A 16460-nucleotide genomic window follows, 5' to 3' on the forward strand; every position below is an offset into this window, starting at 1 on the left:
TCTCGCGGTCCCCGGCTCCTGCCGCCGCGAGGCTTCGGTATCGGCGCTGAAAGCCGCGGAACCCTCGACGACAGGATCTGGCCATACGACGGCCCGGGGCCGGCAACGGATTGCGGTTTGTCCTTACGCCCAGACAACACCGGCAGGCGGGCGCCCGTCGCCGGCCTTGCCTGTCGGACGCCGATGTATACTGCAGGCATAATCCCTACAACAAGCCGCAGCCGCCATGATCCTCGTACACACGCCCAATCCCAAGGAAGTCGCCGCCTACCTCGACCTGTTCCAGGCGGCCATGCCGGAGGAAAGCTTCGCCAGCCTAGACCAAGCCGATCTCGGCCAAGTCCGCCACCTGATCGCCTGGGGCCTGCCCGATGGGCTGATCGCCCGCCTGCCCAAGCTGAGGGCGGTGTTCGCGCTGGGCGCCGGCGTGGACAAGCTGCTGTCCCGTCCCGACCTGCCGGCTGATCTGCCGCTCTATCGCCTGCTGGACAGCGGCATGGCGGCCCAGATGACCGAATACATCCGCTACGGCGTGCTGGGTTATCAACGCAATATGGATGTCTATCGCCGACAGCAGGCGGCTGGACAATGGCGGATGCTGGCACCGCGCCTGCCCGGCGACATCCGCGTCGGCATCCTGGGCCTGGGGGAGATAGGCTCGGCGGCGGCCAAAGCGCTGAGCAAGGACGGTTATCAAGTCAGCGGCTGGAGCCGCAGCCCCAAGCACATCCACCATGTGCGCAGCCTGCATGGAGACGCCGGCCTGGAAAAGCTGCTGGAAAACAGCGACGTGCTGGCCTGCGTGCTGCCGTCCACGCCCCAGACCCAGGGCCTGCTCAACGGAGAGCGGCTGTCGCTGATGCCGCCGGGTTCCATGCTGATCAACGCCGGCCGGGGCGACCTGCTGGACCAGGACGCCCTGTTGGCCCTGCTCAACAACGGCCACATCCGCTGCGCGCAGCTGGACGTGTTCGCCCAGGAGCCCCTGCCGCACGGGCATCCCCTGTGGCAACACCCCTCGGTCGCCATCACGCCGCACATCGCGGCGATCACGCTGCGCCAGCAAGCGGTGGAGCAGATCACAGCGAACCTGCGCAAGCTAGCCGCCGGCCAGGAGGCCGATGGCCTGGTGGTGAGAAGCCAGGGCTACTAGCGCCTATCGACGCTTATTTAGAGCCGCCGACAAAACCCTGATGCTGCGTTGCGCCGCCTTGTTTCGGGTGTTCCACAAGGGTTTGTCAGCGACTCTTAGGCGCGACGGCCAGATGTCGCCGGATGCTGCGCGCGCAATAAGCCATGTGGCCGACCGCCTGTCCAAACAGGCAATTGACCTTGCCTTAATTCATACAACCGTTTTAGTAAGAAACTGAAACCAATAAACATTTTTATTATTAAAATAAAATGTCAAATGCATAGTAATAAAGTACAGTAGCGCCTCTTCCCGCCGATTTCTACCATGCCGCCATTTCTCTGCTGCAACGCACAAAGGGGTATGAAATGGCCCGCATCGCTCAATCCATCCGTGTGGAACCCGCCAGGCTGCCCGACCATGAAAGGGAAGCATTGGCGCGCGAATTGTTCCAGGTCCACGACGCCATCTTCGCCGGCACCGACCTCCCCACCTTCGCCAATCTAGTGATGGCTCCGCCCTCGGAACACAGCAGCCTGCTCCTGCACCGGGACGAAACCGGCCGCCTGGTAGGCTACTGCACCATGCACCGCTTCCGCCGCCAGATAGGCGGACGCACCTGCAGCGTGCTGCGCGCCCAGTCCGGGCTGTACAAGGAGTTTCGCGGCAAGAACAGCAACATCACCTTCCTGATGCGGCAAGTGATGTACCACTGGCTGCAACACCCGCTGCGCCCGCTGTATTTCTTCGGCGTGATGCTGCACCCGTCCAGCTACGCGGTGCTCCACCGTTTCTCCCACCGTTTCTGGCCCGCGCCCGGCCAGGACAATCGCCACCCGCTGGCGGCCAAGGCCTGCGAACTGTTCGCCAGTTTCAACATCACGCCGGTATCGCCGGACCGCCCCTTCATCGCCAACCTCGGCATTCTGACCCGGGAAGGCAAGGACGACCACCAGCTTTGGCAGAATTCCACCAAGCCATCGGACCGCTTCTTCCTCAGCGTCAACCCCGGCTACCGCCAAGGCGACGGCCTGCTGGCGCTGGTGCCGCTGTCGCCGCTGGCCGTCGGCCACGCGCTGGTGCGATGGGTGAAAATGCGCAAGCAGAAGCGCGCCCGCTGAATATTTCAGCCGTCTTCGGATGCCCGAGGGCGTCCGAAGACAACTGCTCACGCCCACACCACGCCGTCGGTCAGTACCGCCTCCGCCCGCTGCAGCGCGCTGGCCAGGTCTGGCTGCAGATTGTCTTCGCCCAGGCGCTCCGCCAGCCGGGAGCCCTCCAGCATCGCCATCACCTCGTCCGCCGCGCCGCATAGAATCAGCGTCTTCCCTTGTTCCGCCAGCCTCGCGCGCAGCGCCTCCAGCGCCAGCAGCCCGGTAGTATCAAGCAACACCAGCCGGTGCAATTGCAGGATCACCGCCCGAGCCCGCGGCGCGTCCCGCAGGATGATGTCCACGCTGTCCGCCGCGCCGAAGAACAGCGCGCCCTCAACGCGAAAGGCCGCGCAACCGTCCGGCACGCTCTTGCCGGCCATGCTGTGCCGCTCAAACAACTGCGCGTGCTCCGGCAACAACCTGTGGATGCCGGTATGGCTGGCCATGCTGCGGATGAAGAACACCGCCGCCAGCAACAATCCGATCTCAACCGCCACCGTCAGGTCGAACGCCACCGTCAGCGCGAAGGTCACCACCAGCACCAGCGTGTCGTGGCGCGGAAACTGCCTGGCCTTGCGGATATCCCAATCCCCCATCTTCAGCGCCACCGACACCAGAATGGCTGCCAGCGCCGCCAACGGCACATGCGCGGCCAGCGGCGCGGCCAGCAACAGCACCAGCAGCAGCAGCGCCGCATGGAAGACGGCGGCGAGCGGCGTGCGGGCGCCGTTGCCGATATTGGTGACCGAGCGCACCACCGCGCCGGTGGCCGGGATGCCCCCGAAAAACGGCACGACCATATTGGCGATGCCCTGGCCGATCAGCTCCTGGTTGGCGTCGTGCCGATCGGCGGTGAGGCTGTCCACCACCACCGCGCACAGCAGCGATTCGATCGCGCCCAGCAATGCGATGGTGAAGGCCGGCGCCAGCAGGTCGGACAGATGGGCGGGATTGAGATCCAGCCCTGCCGGCGCCGGCAGCCCCTGCGGAATGCCGCCGAAGCGGCTGCCCAGCGTCGCGACCGGCAGGTCCAACAACATCGTGGCCAGCGTGGCCAGCACCAGCGCGGCGAACGGAGAAGGCAGCAGCCGGTTCAGCCGCTTGGGCCACAGCAGGATCAGCAGCAGCAGCGAGGACGACAGCAGCGTGGTTGGCCAGTGAAGCCCGGCGAAGTGCCGGCTCAGCTCCGCCATCACCGCGAAGAAGCCTGACGGCATCTTGGCGATGGGCAAGCCGAAGAAATCCTTCAACTGCGTCAAAAAGATCAGCACCGCGATGCCGTTGGTGAAACCGGTGATCAGCGGCATCGGGAAAAAGCGTATCACCTGCCCCAGCCGGAACACGCCCATCAGCACCAGCATCGCGCCGGCCATGAAGGTGCAGATCAGCAGGTTGGCCACGCCGTACTTGCTGACGATGCCGTACAGGATGACGATGAAGGCGCCGGTGGGACCGGTGACGCACAGCCGGGTACCGCCCAGCGCCGCAGCCAGCGCGCCGGCGATCACCGCAGTGAAGATGCCGGCCTGCGGCGGCACCCCGCTGGCGATCGCGAAGGCCATCGCCAGCGGCAGGGCGACGATGCCCACGGTCACGCCGGCCATCAGGTCGGCGTGCAGCATCGCGCGGTTGTAGCCGCGCAGAGTTTCGAGCAGGCGGGGGCGAAAGGCAATCGCGGACATCGGGCGCTTTCGGGGCCACGCGGCCTCGCAAACGGGAGGCGCGCATGAACCATGGGTTGTTTCACCCAATCATAGCTGCAAACCGGCTCCCCTTACCCGATATGGCTCAAACCTTCCCATGCCGGCGCAGCCGCGCGACTCGCTGCGCCAGCTCGAATATCCTGGGCATCGCCGGCTCGCCGTCCATACAAGGCGCCTTCTTCCTCCAACGCGCGGCAGTGGGCAGGGCAGCCGGCGTGCCCTGGGGGCAGGCGGGTCAGCTTGGCGCCCCGCCTGCCCTTCCGCTCGTCCAGAAACGGCGTCAGCGGCTGGTAGACGCCGCCCAGCCCCCCTCCCGACAATCCTTTTCCGCCACATTCCGATGTTCACCACATTGGCGGGCCTGCTTCCCATGGCGATCTCCCTGTTGGCCCGGTCCAGCCGCGCCAAAACGCCGGGCCACCAGGGCTGCATATCCATCCGCAGGGAGCCCCCACGCCGCCATCGACACCCCGCGGTAGCCGGCGTACGATAAAACCATGTCATTCAAATGGGAAAGTCCGGCCATGATGCAAGACAAAGATTCCGACTTCGCTCCGCTCGAAACCGACGCGCCCGCCTCGCCGGCCAAGCCGCGCCGTCAGTCCGCGCGCGAGCGCAACATCAAGCGGGTGCATGACGAGTCGGTCCAGATCATCGAGCAAATCAGCCAGCAGCCGATGGCGCTTCAGGTGGCGCTAGCCCCGCACGGCAGCGACGAGGACAGCTCCAGCGCCGAACTGCCCGCCGACTACCCCTACCACACCCGGATGCGCCGCGCCGAGTACGAGCGGCTGAAACAGGAGTTGCAGATCGAGCTCTTGAAAGTGCAAAGCTGGGTCAAGGAGACCGGGCAGAAGATCGTGATCCTGTTCGAAGGACGCGACGCCGCCGGCAAGGGCGGCACCATCAAGCGCTACATGGAACACCTGAACCCGCGCGGCGCGCGGGTGGTGGCGCTGGAAAAACCGTCGGACCTGGAACGCGGCCAATGGTATTTCCAACGCTACATCGCCCACCTGCCCAGCGCCGGAGAGATCGTGTTCTTCGACCGGTCCTGGTACAACCGCGCCGGCGTCGAACGGGTGATGGGCTTCTGCTCGCCCCACGACTACCTGGAGTTCATGCGCCAAACGCCGCAACTGGAGCGGATGCTGGTCAACAGCGGCATACGCCTGTTCAAGTTCTGGTTCTCGGTCAGCCGCGAAGAACAGCTGCGCCGCTTCATCTCCCGGCGCGACGATCCGCTGAAGCACTGGAAGCTGTCGCCGATCGACATACAATCGCTGGACAAATGGGATGACTACACCTCGGCCAAACAGGCGATGTTCTTCCATACCCACACCGGCGACGCGCCCTGGACGGTGGTGAAATCGGATGACAAGAAACGCGCCCGCCTCAATTGCATCCGCCACTTCCTGTCGCGGCTGGACTACCCCGGCAAGGACCCGCGAGTGGCCCATGCGGCCGACCCGCTGATCGTAGGCGAGCCGTCCGCCATGCTGGGACGGGAAGAACAGGACGCGCTGAGTTTCTGAGCGACCCAACGCGCCGACAGACCGGTGTGGCGCGCCGGCCTGTCGCCGCCCACACCTGTCCTTTCTAACTAGCTAGGCCATTTTTCTCTTGTGATCGTTTAGATCAAATGCATAATTGGCGCTCCGCCTTGCTAGCGGCAGCATCGCGCACAATTCGCCCAAGTTCAGACGTCAAGGCAGTAGATAAACATGACTTCCAACATCTCCTCCAGCCATCGCGCGCGCGCCAAACTGGCGATCTGCCGTTCCCTCGCCCCAACCATGCTTCTCGCCGCAAGCTTGCTGCCGCACACCCCGGAAGCGCAGGCCGCCGGCGTCACGCTGACGATCAGCGGCAATATCGGCAAGTTCACCAATCAGCCGGCCCGCAGCTACGTTTTCAGCGAAACCGAATTCAACGCGCTGCCGATGCGCGAAATCAACACCGCGACCGACTGGACGCCCAAGGGCACGTTCCGCGGACCGCTGGTGCGGGAACTTCTGGCCAGGGTCGGCGCGCAAGGCCGTCAGATCAAGTTTTACGGCGAAGACAACTACAACGTCACCATTCCCGCCAGCGACTTCAGCAAATACGACGTCATCCTAGCCAGGACCTGGAATAACAAACCTCTGCAACTGAACGACTTCGGCCCCTTTTGGGTGATGTACCCCATTCAAAACATGTCCACCTCCGAAACAAGCGGCATTTTCATCGCCAAACTCGCCTGGCAAGTCACCCGCATCGAGGTCAAATGACTCGCTATTTTCGTCTCGTGCTCAGCCGCATAGGAGGAATCGAACGCGCCTTCCTGGCCTTGTCCCTGCTCGCGACCGTGATCATCTCCTTCACGCTGTACGCGGCGGTCATCAAACGCCCCATCACCAACAAGGCCTCCGACCTGTACTGGATGGTGGCGCAGATGCAGCTGACGTTCAATCGCCTTGAAATGGATGCCTGGCGTTACCATGCCGGCCAGATCACCCGCGAGGAAACCGACAAAAGCTACGCCATCGCCGAAAGCAAATACCAGCTGTTCACCCGATCGTCGGTAGTCAACGCGGATCTGGAAAAGATAGAGGGCTTCGACCAGATCAAAGACCTGCTGATCAAGATCTTCCGCCATCCCCCACGCCAATGGACGAAGCAAGACGCGCTTGAGTTGTCGAGCGACATGGAACAGATGCGCCCACTGTTGGCCGACTACGGCGTCAAGGCTCGCTACGCGGAAAACAGCCTGATCGTCCAGCAGATGCGCATGGTGGAGCGGCACCAGACCATGTATCTGCTGGGCCTGATGTGCTGGCTGGCTTTTCTCGGCATCTTCTGGTTCGTGCTGCACCGGCTGGCGGAAATCAAGCGGCACTCCATACAGCAGCAACAGGTTCTGGAACGGGAACAAGCGGCCCGGGCCGCGCTAGTCCAGACCGAGCTGGCCCGCGACACCTTCCTCGCCACCATCAGCCACGAAATCCGCTCGCCGCTGCAAAGCATCCAGACCTGCACCGAATTGCTGGAGTACAGCATCCCGGTCAGCCATCCCGGCTACGCCTACCTATCCCGCCTCAAGCAGAGCAATGCCTATCTGCTGGCGCAAGTGCGGGACATCATGGACATTTCCGCGCTGAAAAACCATCAGCTCGCGCTTGAGCCCGCCACTACGGACATAGCGGAGCTGGTGGCCTGCATCATCGCCGTGCATCAGGGCAATGCCGAGGCCAAAGGCCTGGCGTTGACCGTGGCCGTGCCGCCGATGCCCCTGCTGTGGCTGGACGGCAACCGGCTGCGCCAGATCATGTGGAACCTGCTGTCCAACGCCATCCGCTACACCGACCAGGGGCAAATCCGCCTGGAAATGGAATACCGCCCCCGAAATCTGACGCTCAAAGTCGCGGATACCGGGGTGGGCATTCCCGAGGACATCAAAGTCCAGCTGTTCCGCCCCTTCACCCGCGGCAAAACGCGCCGCCCCGGCAGCAGCGGCCTGGGCTTGGCCATCGTGCACGAGCTGGTCACCCTGTTCGGCGGCCAGATCGAGGTAGACAGCCAGGAAGGCCGCGGCACCACCTTCACGCTGAACCTGCCGGTTCAGGAGGCTGCCATACCGGAAAACAGCGATGCCGCCGCCAGCGGGCAAAGCCGAGTCCTGCTGCTGGACGACGACGATCCGATCCGAGAATCCTACGGCGCGCTGCTGCAGGAGAATGGCTACAGCGTGGCCAGCTTCGCCACGGTCAACGACGCCGCAGCCCAGGTCATGCGTCACCGCTTCGACGTTTTGCTGATAGACCTGCAAGTCGGCGCGGCCAGCGGCTACGAGCTCGCCGAAGCCGCCCGCCGCTTCGGCCCGAATCAGAATACGCCCATCATAGGCATGACGGCGTTCCGGCAAGAGTTCAACGACGCGCGCAGCGTCTTGCTGGCAGGCAAGCTGGAAAAACCCTTCAGTTTCGCCCAACTGGAACAGCTGTTGTCGCTGCATCTGCCGCGCAACAATGCTGGGGCACCGGCATGAGCGTCGGCGAGCGCAGTGTGACTAGAAGACCACACACGATATGGCCCGTGCCAAGCAAAACGGCACAACAGCTTGCCAACAAAATCACAAATCTCTTTTATTTTCAATAAAGTACACACAACCCATCCGTCAAGGCGCAAACTGATGCTTGCCCGCAGTCCCCAAACGCCGCCATCCGGGCCCGGCCTGCCATTCGGGGAGAAATGCATGCACGATCTACAGTTCATCCGGGAACACAAGAGCCAGATCAATCACGCGCTCAAGCCCTTCCACCTTCATCACCTGCGCTACGTTCCTGACGTCTGCGCCGGCAACGCGGATCTGGTCTTGCTGATCGCGCCATCGCCGGACACCTCCTATTTCGACATGTTCCAGATGGAGGAAAGACTGACGGAACAATTGGGCGTCAGCGTGCAACTGATCAGCGAGAACGGGCTCAGCAAGCAGGAGCGCCAGCAACTGCTGGAAATCGCCCAGGAAATTTGAGCGTTTGTCTGCGCCGCGGCGCGATACGCTCCGCCAAACGCGGACGGCTGCGAACGGCTGTCTTCTTCCTCCCCCGCGCAAACCATCCGCCTCAGACACGCCACGGCAACCTGCTCCCTGCGCCGTGCAACTCGCATCCACACTTGAAGACTGGCGTTCGCATCACCTGCATCGCGACGCCTTCGGATGCATTTCCCTGAAACACCCGCCCGTGACATCCGGCTGCTTCCTCGAAGCCGTGCACATCGCGCGAAATGCACAAGCGGATTGCCTGTACCGATACGCAGCCGTTATATTCAATTCAGCTAAGAAATTTTACTTAGCGGGCTAGCGCAGCCCCCGCCATTCACGCAGGAAATCGCCATGAGCCGCACGCACGCAAAATGGGGCCATCTGAGCACCCGCATCACACTGGTGGCCGCCGCCGCCATTTCCCTGGCTTTCGCGGTCATGATCGCGCTGATCGCTCGGCTCAACTACACCTCGGCGCTGGACACCGGCTACCAGCTCTCCTCCGAACAAGCGGACAGCTACGCCAAGGACGCCGAGAACATGATGTCGCAGGGCTTCCTGCTGCCGCGCCACCTGGCGGACACGGTGGCCGGCGTCAAGCGCGCCGGCAGGCCGGACCGCAAGCAGACCGACAACGTCATCCAGGAAATGCTGGACCATGCGCCGCAGTCCATCGGCTTGTGGATGCTGTGGGAGCCCAACGCCTTCGACGGCGACGACAACGCCTTCCGCTTCGATTGGCCGCGCCACGACCCCACCGGCCGCTACCAGCCCTACATCACCCGCAACGCCCAGGGCAAGGCGCAGATGGACGTGATGATGTCGGCCGACCGCATCAAGGACTTCCCCAAGTACAAGGAACATCCGGAAACCTACAAGCCGGATTACGAGAAACCCGGCTGGGGCGACTTCTACTACGTGCCCAAACAGCGCGGCCGCGACACCATCACCGAACCCTTCCCCTACGAGGTGCAGGGCAAGATGGTGCTGGAAAGCTCCTTGGCGGTGGTGGTCAAGGATGCCGCCGGCAAGATGCTGGGCGTATCCGCCACCGACGTCGCGCTGGACCAGCTGCAGAAGCGCTTCGGCCAGATCCAGCCCGGCGGAAACGGCTTCGTCCGCATCGTCTCCGAAGGCGGGCTCTACGTGGTCAACCCCAAGGCCGAAACGCTGGGCAAACCGGTGCCCAAGGAAGACGCGCTGTTCGCCCACCTGGCCGACATCAAAAAAGGCGAGGATTTCGTCTACGAGGATGGCGGCTTCACTCACTTCTTCCACCCGATACCGATAGGCGAGACCGGACAGTTCTGGTCGCTGGGAATCAGCATTCCCACCGCCGCGCTCACCGCCGACGCCCGCAAAGCCATGCTCACCGCCATCGCCATCGGCGTGGTGGCTCTGGCCTTGATCCTGCTGCTGCTGGCCGCCGTGATCCGCACCCAGACCCGCCCGCTGAACCGGCTGGCCGACACCATGGAACAACTGGCCGGCGGCGGCGGCGACTTGACCGTCCGCATCGCCATCGCCAACCGCGACGAGATCGGCCGCACCGCCGACGCCTTCAATCGCTTGCTGGACAGCCTGCGCGACATGTTCGTCAAGGTGCGGGACCAGAGCCGCCAGGTGTCCGAGTCCGCGCTGACGCTAAGCCAGTCGGCCAGCCAGGTGCACGACGCCTCGGCGCAGCAATCCGACGCCGCCACGGCCAGCGCCGCCAGCGTCGAACAAGTCACCGTCGGCGCCCAACACATCGCCAACACCGCGCAGCAGGCCGGCGACATCGCCCGCGAAACCGGCGCGCTGACCGAGCAGAGCGTGGCCAAGGTCAACCGCGTCACCAGCGAGATTCAGCGCATGACCGACAGCATGCACGCGTTGGCCGAACGGATGAACGGCCTGGGCGAACGGTCCAGCGAAGTGACCACCATCGTCGGCGTGATCAAGGACATCGCCGACCAGACCAATCTCTTGGCGCTGAACGCGGCGATCGAAGCGGCGCGGGCCGGCGAGATGGGCCGCGGCTTCGCGGTGGTGGCGGACGAAGTGCGCAACCTGGCCGGCCGCACCGCCGAGGCCACCATCCAGATCACCCGCATCGTCGAAGCGATCAGCAGCGAAACCCGGCAAGCGGTCAGCGATGTGAAGCACAGCAGCCAACAGGTGGATCTCAGCGTCGGCATCGCCGAGGAAGCCAACCAGGCGATGCTTGAGGTGCAAAGCTACAACGGCCAGCTGGTGACCAGCATCGTCGATATCGCCTCCGCCACCCGCGAGCAATCGAGCGCCAGCGTGGAGATCGCGCAGAACGTCGAGCGCATCAGCAGCATGGCGCAAAGCAACAACCAGACCGTGCGCGAGGTCAGCGACGCGGTGGGCCGGCTGCGCGAGCTGTCCGGCGAACTGGAACAGCTGGTCGGCCGCTTCAAGCTGTAAGCGCCCCTTCCCCGCCCCAAGCCCGGCCAAGCCGGGCTTTTTCATTGCCGCCCATCCGCTCAAATCCCCGCCGCGCGCCAGGCCAGCAGCACGGCGAAACCCAACAGCAGCAAGCCGCAGCCGGCATCCAGCCATCGCCGGCCGCGCGCGCCCAGCCGGGACAACAGCGCCCCGCCGCCATAGGCCAACGCCAGCCACCACGATGCGGAGCCGCAGAACACCCCGGCGACGATGGCCAGCTGCTGCGCGCCGCTGGCGGGCATGCCGCCGGACAAGCCGGCCGCCACCGCGGCGAAGGACAGAATGGTCATCGGGTTGCTCAAGGTCAGCAGCAGCGTGCCGGCATAGGCGCGCCAGAGCCCGACGCCGCCCTCCTCCCGTTTTGCCGGCTCGAGCATTGGACGCCGCAGCGTGGCCATCCCCATCCAGGCCAGCAGCGCGCAGCCGGCCCAGCCCAGCGGCCTCGCCAGCTGGCCGGCCAGATGCAAAAGCGCATTGCTGCCGGCGACGCCCGCCAAGGCGAACAACGCGTCGGCGCTGGCCGCGCCTAGTCCGGTGGCCAAACCCAGCCGCGGTCCGCCGCGCAGGGTGCGGCTGATGCACAACAAACCTATCGGCCCAACCGGGGCCGCGATCGCCAAGCCTATCAAGCCCGCCTGCCAGAACATGTTTTCACCTCCATCGACAATGGGCATAGTGTGCCGCCGCACCCACCCAATGCCCATGCGTTTTTTTCGTCTAACCGCTATGCTGGCTTTGAAACCTGAGGCCAAACAGCAAAAGGAGTTTACGAATGGAAGTTGACGCCAAATCCTGGGCGATATTGGCCGCCCTGCAAGCCAATGCGCGGCAATCGCTGACCGAACTGGCGCAGACCGTCGGACTGTCGGTGCCCGCGGTATCGGAACGGGTGCGGCGGCTGGAGGAAGCCGGCGTGATCCAGGGCTATCACGCGCATGTGGCTCCGCTGCGCGCCGGCTACGCGCTGTCGGCGCTGGTGGGCATCACCGTGCCGCAACCAGACAAGAAGACGCTGCTGGCGCGGCTGGAGGCGATGCCGGAGGTGATGGAATGCCATCACGTCACCGGCGTCGACTCCTATATGTTCCGCCTGCTGGCGCGCGACGTCTCGCACCTGGAACAACTGGTGGCGAGCCTGAACGACCTGGGCGAGACGCGCACCGCCATCATCTTGTCCACGCCCATCCAGGGGCGGCCGGTGCGTCCGCCCCGCTGAGCCGGTTTACAAGTCCAGCGCCACCTGGTGGCGCAGCAGCCACTCGTTCAGGCCCAGCGCCATCTCCAGCCCAGCGCGCTCCGGCGAGGTGCTGGTCTTGCCGAACGGGCGATCCAGCAGCTTCCACGCGGCTGCCTTGTCCAGCAAAGGCAGCGTCGGCGACGACGCGTCATCGAGCACCCGGGTCAGCCCTTGGCGCAGCGCCTGTTCATAGGCCGGGTCCTGGGTGGCGGGATACGGACTCTTGACGCGCTGGATGATGGAGTCAGGCAGCACATCCTTGGCGGCGGCGCGCAGCAGGCTCTTTTCGCGGCCGTCGAAATTTTTCATGCCCCACGGCGCGTTGAAAACGTATTCGACCAGCCGGTGGTCGCAGAACGGCACCCTCACCTCCAGCCCCACCGCCATGCTCATCCGGTCCTTGCGGTCCAGCAACGCCTGGACGAAGCGGGTCAAGTGCATGTGGCTGATCTCGCGCATGCGTTTCTCCTGCGGCGTGTCCGAGGCCAGCCTCGGCACCTCGGACAATGCCTGCGCGTAACTGTCGCGGCGGAAGCCGGGCATGTCCAGCTCGCGCAGCAGTCCCGGCGCGATCAGCGACTGGCCGTCGAAGAAAGAGCCGCTCGAGCCGACCAGCCACGGGAAGGTGTCGCCATCCACCGCGGCGGCGTCGTGGAACCAGCGGTAGCCGCCGAACACCTCGTCGGCCGACTCGCCGGACAGGGCCACCGTCGATTGCGCCCGGATAGCCTCGAACAGCTTGTACAGCGACGGCAGCATATCGCCCCAGTAGGCCGGAGGCAGGTCTTGGGCGCCCAGCACCGCGGCGCGCAGGCCCGGATCGGCGAGCTCGCGGCTTTCCAGCAGGATTTCCTGGTGCTCGGTGCCGGCGTGGGCGGCCAGGTCGCGCACGAAGGGCGCGTCCGGCGAACCGCGCAGGTAGTCGGCCTCGAACTCGACGCCGTGTTTGACGAAGTCCACCGAGAACGAGCGCACCGTGCCCTTGCCTTGGCGCTGCATGCTTTTCGCGGCCAGCGCGGTGACCACCGACGAATCCAGCCCGCCGGACAGCAAGGTGCACAAGGGCACGTCGGCGATGATCTGACGCTCGACGATGTCATCCAGCAACGCGCGCACGGTGCGGATGGTGGTGGGCAGATCGTCGGCGTGCTCGCGCGCCTCCAGCTGCCAGTAGCGGCGCTTGCGCAGACCGTTCCGGTCTATCGTCACCACTTGGCCCGGCCGCACCTCATGCATGCCGGCGAATACCGCGGCTTCCGGCGTTTTCACCAGATCCAGCATTTCGCGCAGGCCGTCGGCCGTCACCCGCCGCTCGGCTTCCGGGTGGGCCAGGATGGCCTTGGGCTCGGAGCCGAACAGCACGCCGTCGGGCATCGGATAGTAGTACAGCGGCTTGACGCCCATCCGGTCGCGGACCAGCAGCAGCCGCTGCTCGCGCGCGTCCCACTGCGCGAACGCGTACATGCCGTTCAGCCGCTCCAGCATCGCCTCGCCCCATTGCAGATAGGCGCGCAGCACCACCTCGGTGTCGCTGCGGGTGCGGAAAGCGTGGCCCAGGCCCTGCAGCTCCCGGCGCAACTCCTGGAAGTTGTACACCTCCCCGGTGTAGACCAGACACGCCAACGTCTTGCCGTCCTCGTCGGCCGTCATCGGCTGGCGGCCGCCCTCCAGATCGATGATGGACAGGCGGCGGTGCCCCAGCGCCGCATGGCGGTCCAGCCATAGCCCCTCGTCGTCCGGTCCGCGCAGGGCCATGGTCCTGGTCATCGTCTCCGCGGCCGCGCGTTGCTCGCGCAGATCGCGCTCGAAACTCACCCATCCGGCAATTCCACACATGATTCGGCTCTCCTCTTGTCAGCGGCCGGACGGATGATCCGCCCGGTCCGCATTATGCATAACGCATGATTAATCCGAAGGAGGCCCCCGTGGAGGCGGAACTGGTAATAAGAATGGAATATTGACGTATTCAGGATAGGCCCGGCTCTTCGCCGGGCCTGGACGTCAGCCCGCCTGGCGGCAGGCTTTGTCCGGTGCCTGATATAGGCGGGAAACGTCCAGCGGCGCGGCGTACGGGGAAGACCAAGTCTGCTCGTGGAGCGCGGCGATTCGCCTGGCCATGGACTCGCTGCGCAGCGCCACTTCCAGATTGCGCGACTTGTCCATATAGCCGCCGCTCCAGTTGCTGGTGCCGACCCAGGCGATCCTGCCGTCTATTTCCATGGTCTTGCTGTGAATGACGCGGGCGAAGGGGATGCACGCGCCGTCGCGCGGAATGGTCACCACGCGAACCTCCATGCCGGGCAGCACGGCCAGGCTTTTCAAATAGTCCACGCCCGGCTTTTCCAGATTCCAGTCCGACACCATCAGCTTGACCCTGACCCCGCGCGCCAGCGCGCCGCGGATGGCGTTGTCGAACACCGGGTAGTAACTGCGCGGCTTGCCGAAGCTGAGCGGCGCGTAATCCAGCAACTGGATGCGCACCTCGTCCTTCGCCTCGGCCATCAAGCGCGGCAACGCCTGTTCGGAATCGCCGACGCCGTCCGGGTTGTAGGCGTTGGGGCTGGCCAGCAGCGCCGCCGGCTGCGACAAGTCCGCAGCCTGCTCCGCCGTCCGCAGCGGCTTGACCTTGCCGCCGGCGGCCAGCGTCGCCTGCGCCGCCCAGTCCTGTTCGAAAATGGCCTGCATGCGGCCAGCCATCGCCGCGTCGTCAACCTTGAGACCGGTCTCATGAATGTGCTGCAGCGAGCGCCAGTCGAAATTCTGGCTGCCGACATAAGCGGACTGCCTGTCCACCACGATGAATTTGGCGTGGATGATGCCGTTGCCGGTCAACTGGTTGTAGTCCAGCTGGCGGTACTCCAGATTGGGAATGCGCTTGAGCCGCTCTATCGTCGCCGGATCGCTGGCGAACATGCCCTTTTTCTCCATCAGGAAGCGGATCTTCACGCCGCGCCGGCCGGCGGCATCCAGCTTCTCGATCACGCCGTCCATCAGGCTGCCGGGCTGTCCCGCAACATAGAACTGCTCCAGCGCGATTTCGCGCTTGGCCGAATCAAACAGCTGTCCCCACACTGTGGCCGGATCACGCAAATCCGGCGTGTCCAGGCCGGCATGCTGCGGCGCGGTGTGCGCCAGCTCGAAGCCGGGAATCGAGAAATCGGCGCGGGCCAGAGAGGACGCCATGATCAGGGCCAGCGGCCACCAGCGTTTGGACATAGCAGCATCCTTTAGAAAAGGGCGCATCATGCCATGGACATGTTAAGCAGGTATGTAGCCGGCATGAAAAAAGGCTGCCCCGAAGGGACAGCCGTCAAGACGGGCCCGCTGTGGTCCGTCAACGAAGCGAAAGCAGCGAGATCACGCGGTAGCGACTGATGCCCAGCAGCGCCGGCACCAGTTGCTGCAGATGATTGAAATCGGCGGTCTGATTGAGCCGGGCGTTGAAATCGCTGACAAAGCCGCTGGCCCAGCTTTGCTCATCGGTGCGGGCCAACTGCCCTATCGACTGCCTAGCTTCGGCAATGGCGCTGCCGATGGCCGCGCGGGTTTGCTGCAGCTGGGCGATGGAGCGCACCACGCCTTGCAGAGTCTGGCGCACCTGGGCATGGTCGTCCAACTGCCATTGTCCCGCGTCCAGCGCCGCCGGCTCGGCCTGGGTCGGCAACGGTTGCGGCATGCCGCCGGGAAAGCGCATGCCGCCGCCGCGCACGGTCAGGCTGTCGCGCAGTCGCGCCCAATCCTGCTCGCCGCAGCTGAAACCCAGCCGGCCATGATCGTCTAGTTCGCAGCGCGCGCCCAACGGGCCCAATGCCTGGTTCAGCCTGCGCAGCGCGGCATCGCGGCTGATGCCGTCGCCCACCCGCACCGCGGCCGGCGCGGTCTGCCCGTCCAGCGCGAACACCAGGGTTTCCGGCTGCCCGCCGGTCAGGCTGTCCAGGTCCAGGCCGCGCACGGTGAAGCTTTGCCGGGCGGGCGCGCCCAGCGACAACCGCAACTGGCTGTCCAGGCTGCCGGCGCTATCGGCCTGGCGCCGCTGCCAGCCGGCCTCCAACTCGCCACGCTGCTGTTTCAGCCCATCGCTGTCCAGCCGGCGCTGCGACAGCTGCCGGCTGAGATTGCCCTTGAAGCTTTCCAGCTGCCGCAGCATGCCGTCGACGTAGCCCAGCGCGCATTGCGCGGCGCTCAGCTGCTCGTTCAGCTGAGTGCTGTAGCGCCAGCCGCTGGCGGCGCCGGCCGACGGGCGCGGACTCTCCAGCGC

Annotated in this window: 13 protein-coding genes; 8 read left to right on the top strand and 5 right to left on the bottom strand. The window is 64.9% G+C overall.

The window, feature by feature from the left end; translation table 11 throughout:
- The first annotated feature begins 226 nt into the window (after positions 1 to 226).
- Entirely contained in the window at positions 227 to 1153 is a 927-nt protein-coding gene (locus LQR33_RS09690) for a 2-hydroxyacid dehydrogenase (RefSeq protein ID WP_166438464.1), read from the top strand.
- A 344-nt stretch (positions 1154 to 1497) separates the two neighbouring features.
- Positions 1498 to 2250 carry a hypothetical protein gene (locus LQR33_RS09695; RefSeq protein WP_144408865.1) on the top strand — a complete coding sequence of 251 codons (753 nt, stop codon included), beginning with the start codon at positions 1498 to 1500 and terminating at the stop codon, positions 2248 to 2250.
- A gap of 47 nt (positions 2251 to 2297) precedes the next feature.
- Here LQR33_RS09695 and LQR33_RS09700 read toward each other — a convergent pair whose 3' ends face one another.
- On the bottom strand, positions 2298 to 3965 hold the full coding sequence (locus LQR33_RS09700; protein WP_231179118.1) for a SulP family inorganic anion transporter: 1668 nt from the start codon (positions 3963 to 3965) through the stop codon (positions 2298 to 2300).
- A gap of 698 nt (positions 3966 to 4663) precedes the next feature.
- On the opposite strand from LQR33_RS09700, the gene ppk2 reads away from it, so the two are divergent.
- From ppk2 to LQR33_RS09725, 5 genes are all read left to right on the top strand, one after another.
- Positions 4664 to 5521: a polyphosphate kinase 2 gene (ppk2, locus tag LQR33_RS09705; RefSeq protein WP_231468728.1), complete on the top strand. Its 858-nt coding sequence runs from the start codon at positions 4664 to 4666 to the stop codon at positions 5519 to 5521.
- Between the two features lie 189 nt (positions 5522 to 5710).
- A complete protein-coding gene (locus LQR33_RS09710) occupies positions 5711 to 6256 on the top strand; it encodes a putative pterin-binding protein (protein WP_231468719.1) in 546 nt (181 codons plus the stop codon).
- Positions 6253 to 8013, top strand: a complete 1761-nt coding sequence (locus LQR33_RS09715) for a hybrid sensor histidine kinase/response regulator (protein WP_221668646.1) — start codon at positions 6253 to 6255, stop codon at positions 8011 to 8013. The genes LQR33_RS09710 and LQR33_RS09715 overlap by 4 nt, the downstream gene beginning before the upstream one ends.
- 207 nt (positions 8014 to 8220) lie before the next feature.
- Positions 8221 to 8499, top strand: a complete 279-nt coding sequence (locus tag LQR33_RS09720; RefSeq protein WP_046157705.1) for a hypothetical protein — start codon at positions 8221 to 8223, stop codon at positions 8497 to 8499.
- Between the two features lie 363 nt (positions 8500 to 8862).
- Positions 8863 to 10944, top strand: coding sequence for a methyl-accepting chemotaxis protein (locus LQR33_RS09725; protein ID WP_221665047.1), 2082 nt, complete (start codon positions 8863 to 8865; stop codon positions 10942 to 10944).
- 59 nt (positions 10945 to 11003) lie between these two features.
- Here the strand turns inward: LQR33_RS09725 and LQR33_RS09730 are convergent, their stop codons facing one another.
- Entirely contained in the window at positions 11004 to 11612 is a 609-nt protein-coding gene (locus LQR33_RS09730) for a LysE/ArgO family amino acid transporter (protein WP_166438469.1), read from the bottom strand.
- A 125-nt stretch (positions 11613 to 11737) separates the two neighbouring features.
- Between LQR33_RS09730 and LQR33_RS09735 the strand changes: the two genes are divergently transcribed.
- Positions 11738 to 12181 carry an Lrp/AsnC family transcriptional regulator gene (locus LQR33_RS09735; protein WP_021478653.1) on the top strand — a complete coding sequence of 148 codons (444 nt, stop codon included), beginning with the start codon at positions 11738 to 11740 and terminating at the stop codon, positions 12179 to 12181.
- 6 nt (positions 12182 to 12187) lie between these two features.
- Here the strand turns inward: LQR33_RS09735 and asnB are convergent, their stop codons facing one another.
- The 3 genes from asnB to LQR33_RS09750 form a co-directional block, all read right to left on the bottom strand.
- Positions 12188 to 14038 carry an asparagine synthase (glutamine-hydrolyzing) gene (gene asnB, locus LQR33_RS09740; RefSeq protein ID WP_231468721.1) on the bottom strand — a complete coding sequence of 617 codons (1851 nt, stop codon included), beginning with the start codon at positions 14036 to 14038 and terminating at the stop codon, positions 12188 to 12190.
- Between the two features lie 165 nt (positions 14039 to 14203).
- Positions 14204 to 15418, bottom strand: coding sequence for a phospholipase D-like domain-containing protein (locus LQR33_RS09745; protein WP_231179115.1), 1215 nt, complete (start codon positions 15416 to 15418; stop codon positions 14204 to 14206).
- A 118-nt stretch (positions 15419 to 15536) separates the two neighbouring features.
- Positions 15537 to 16460, bottom strand: a 924-nt coding sequence (locus LQR33_RS09750; RefSeq protein ID WP_231468723.1) for a hypothetical protein, incomplete at its 5' end; no start/stop codon positions are given.

The sequence above is a fragment of the Chromobacterium piscinae genome (assembly GCF_021129175.1).
In the GTDB taxonomy this organism is placed as follows: domain Bacteria; phylum Pseudomonadota; class Gammaproteobacteria; order Burkholderiales; family Chromobacteriaceae; genus Chromobacterium; species Chromobacterium piscinae.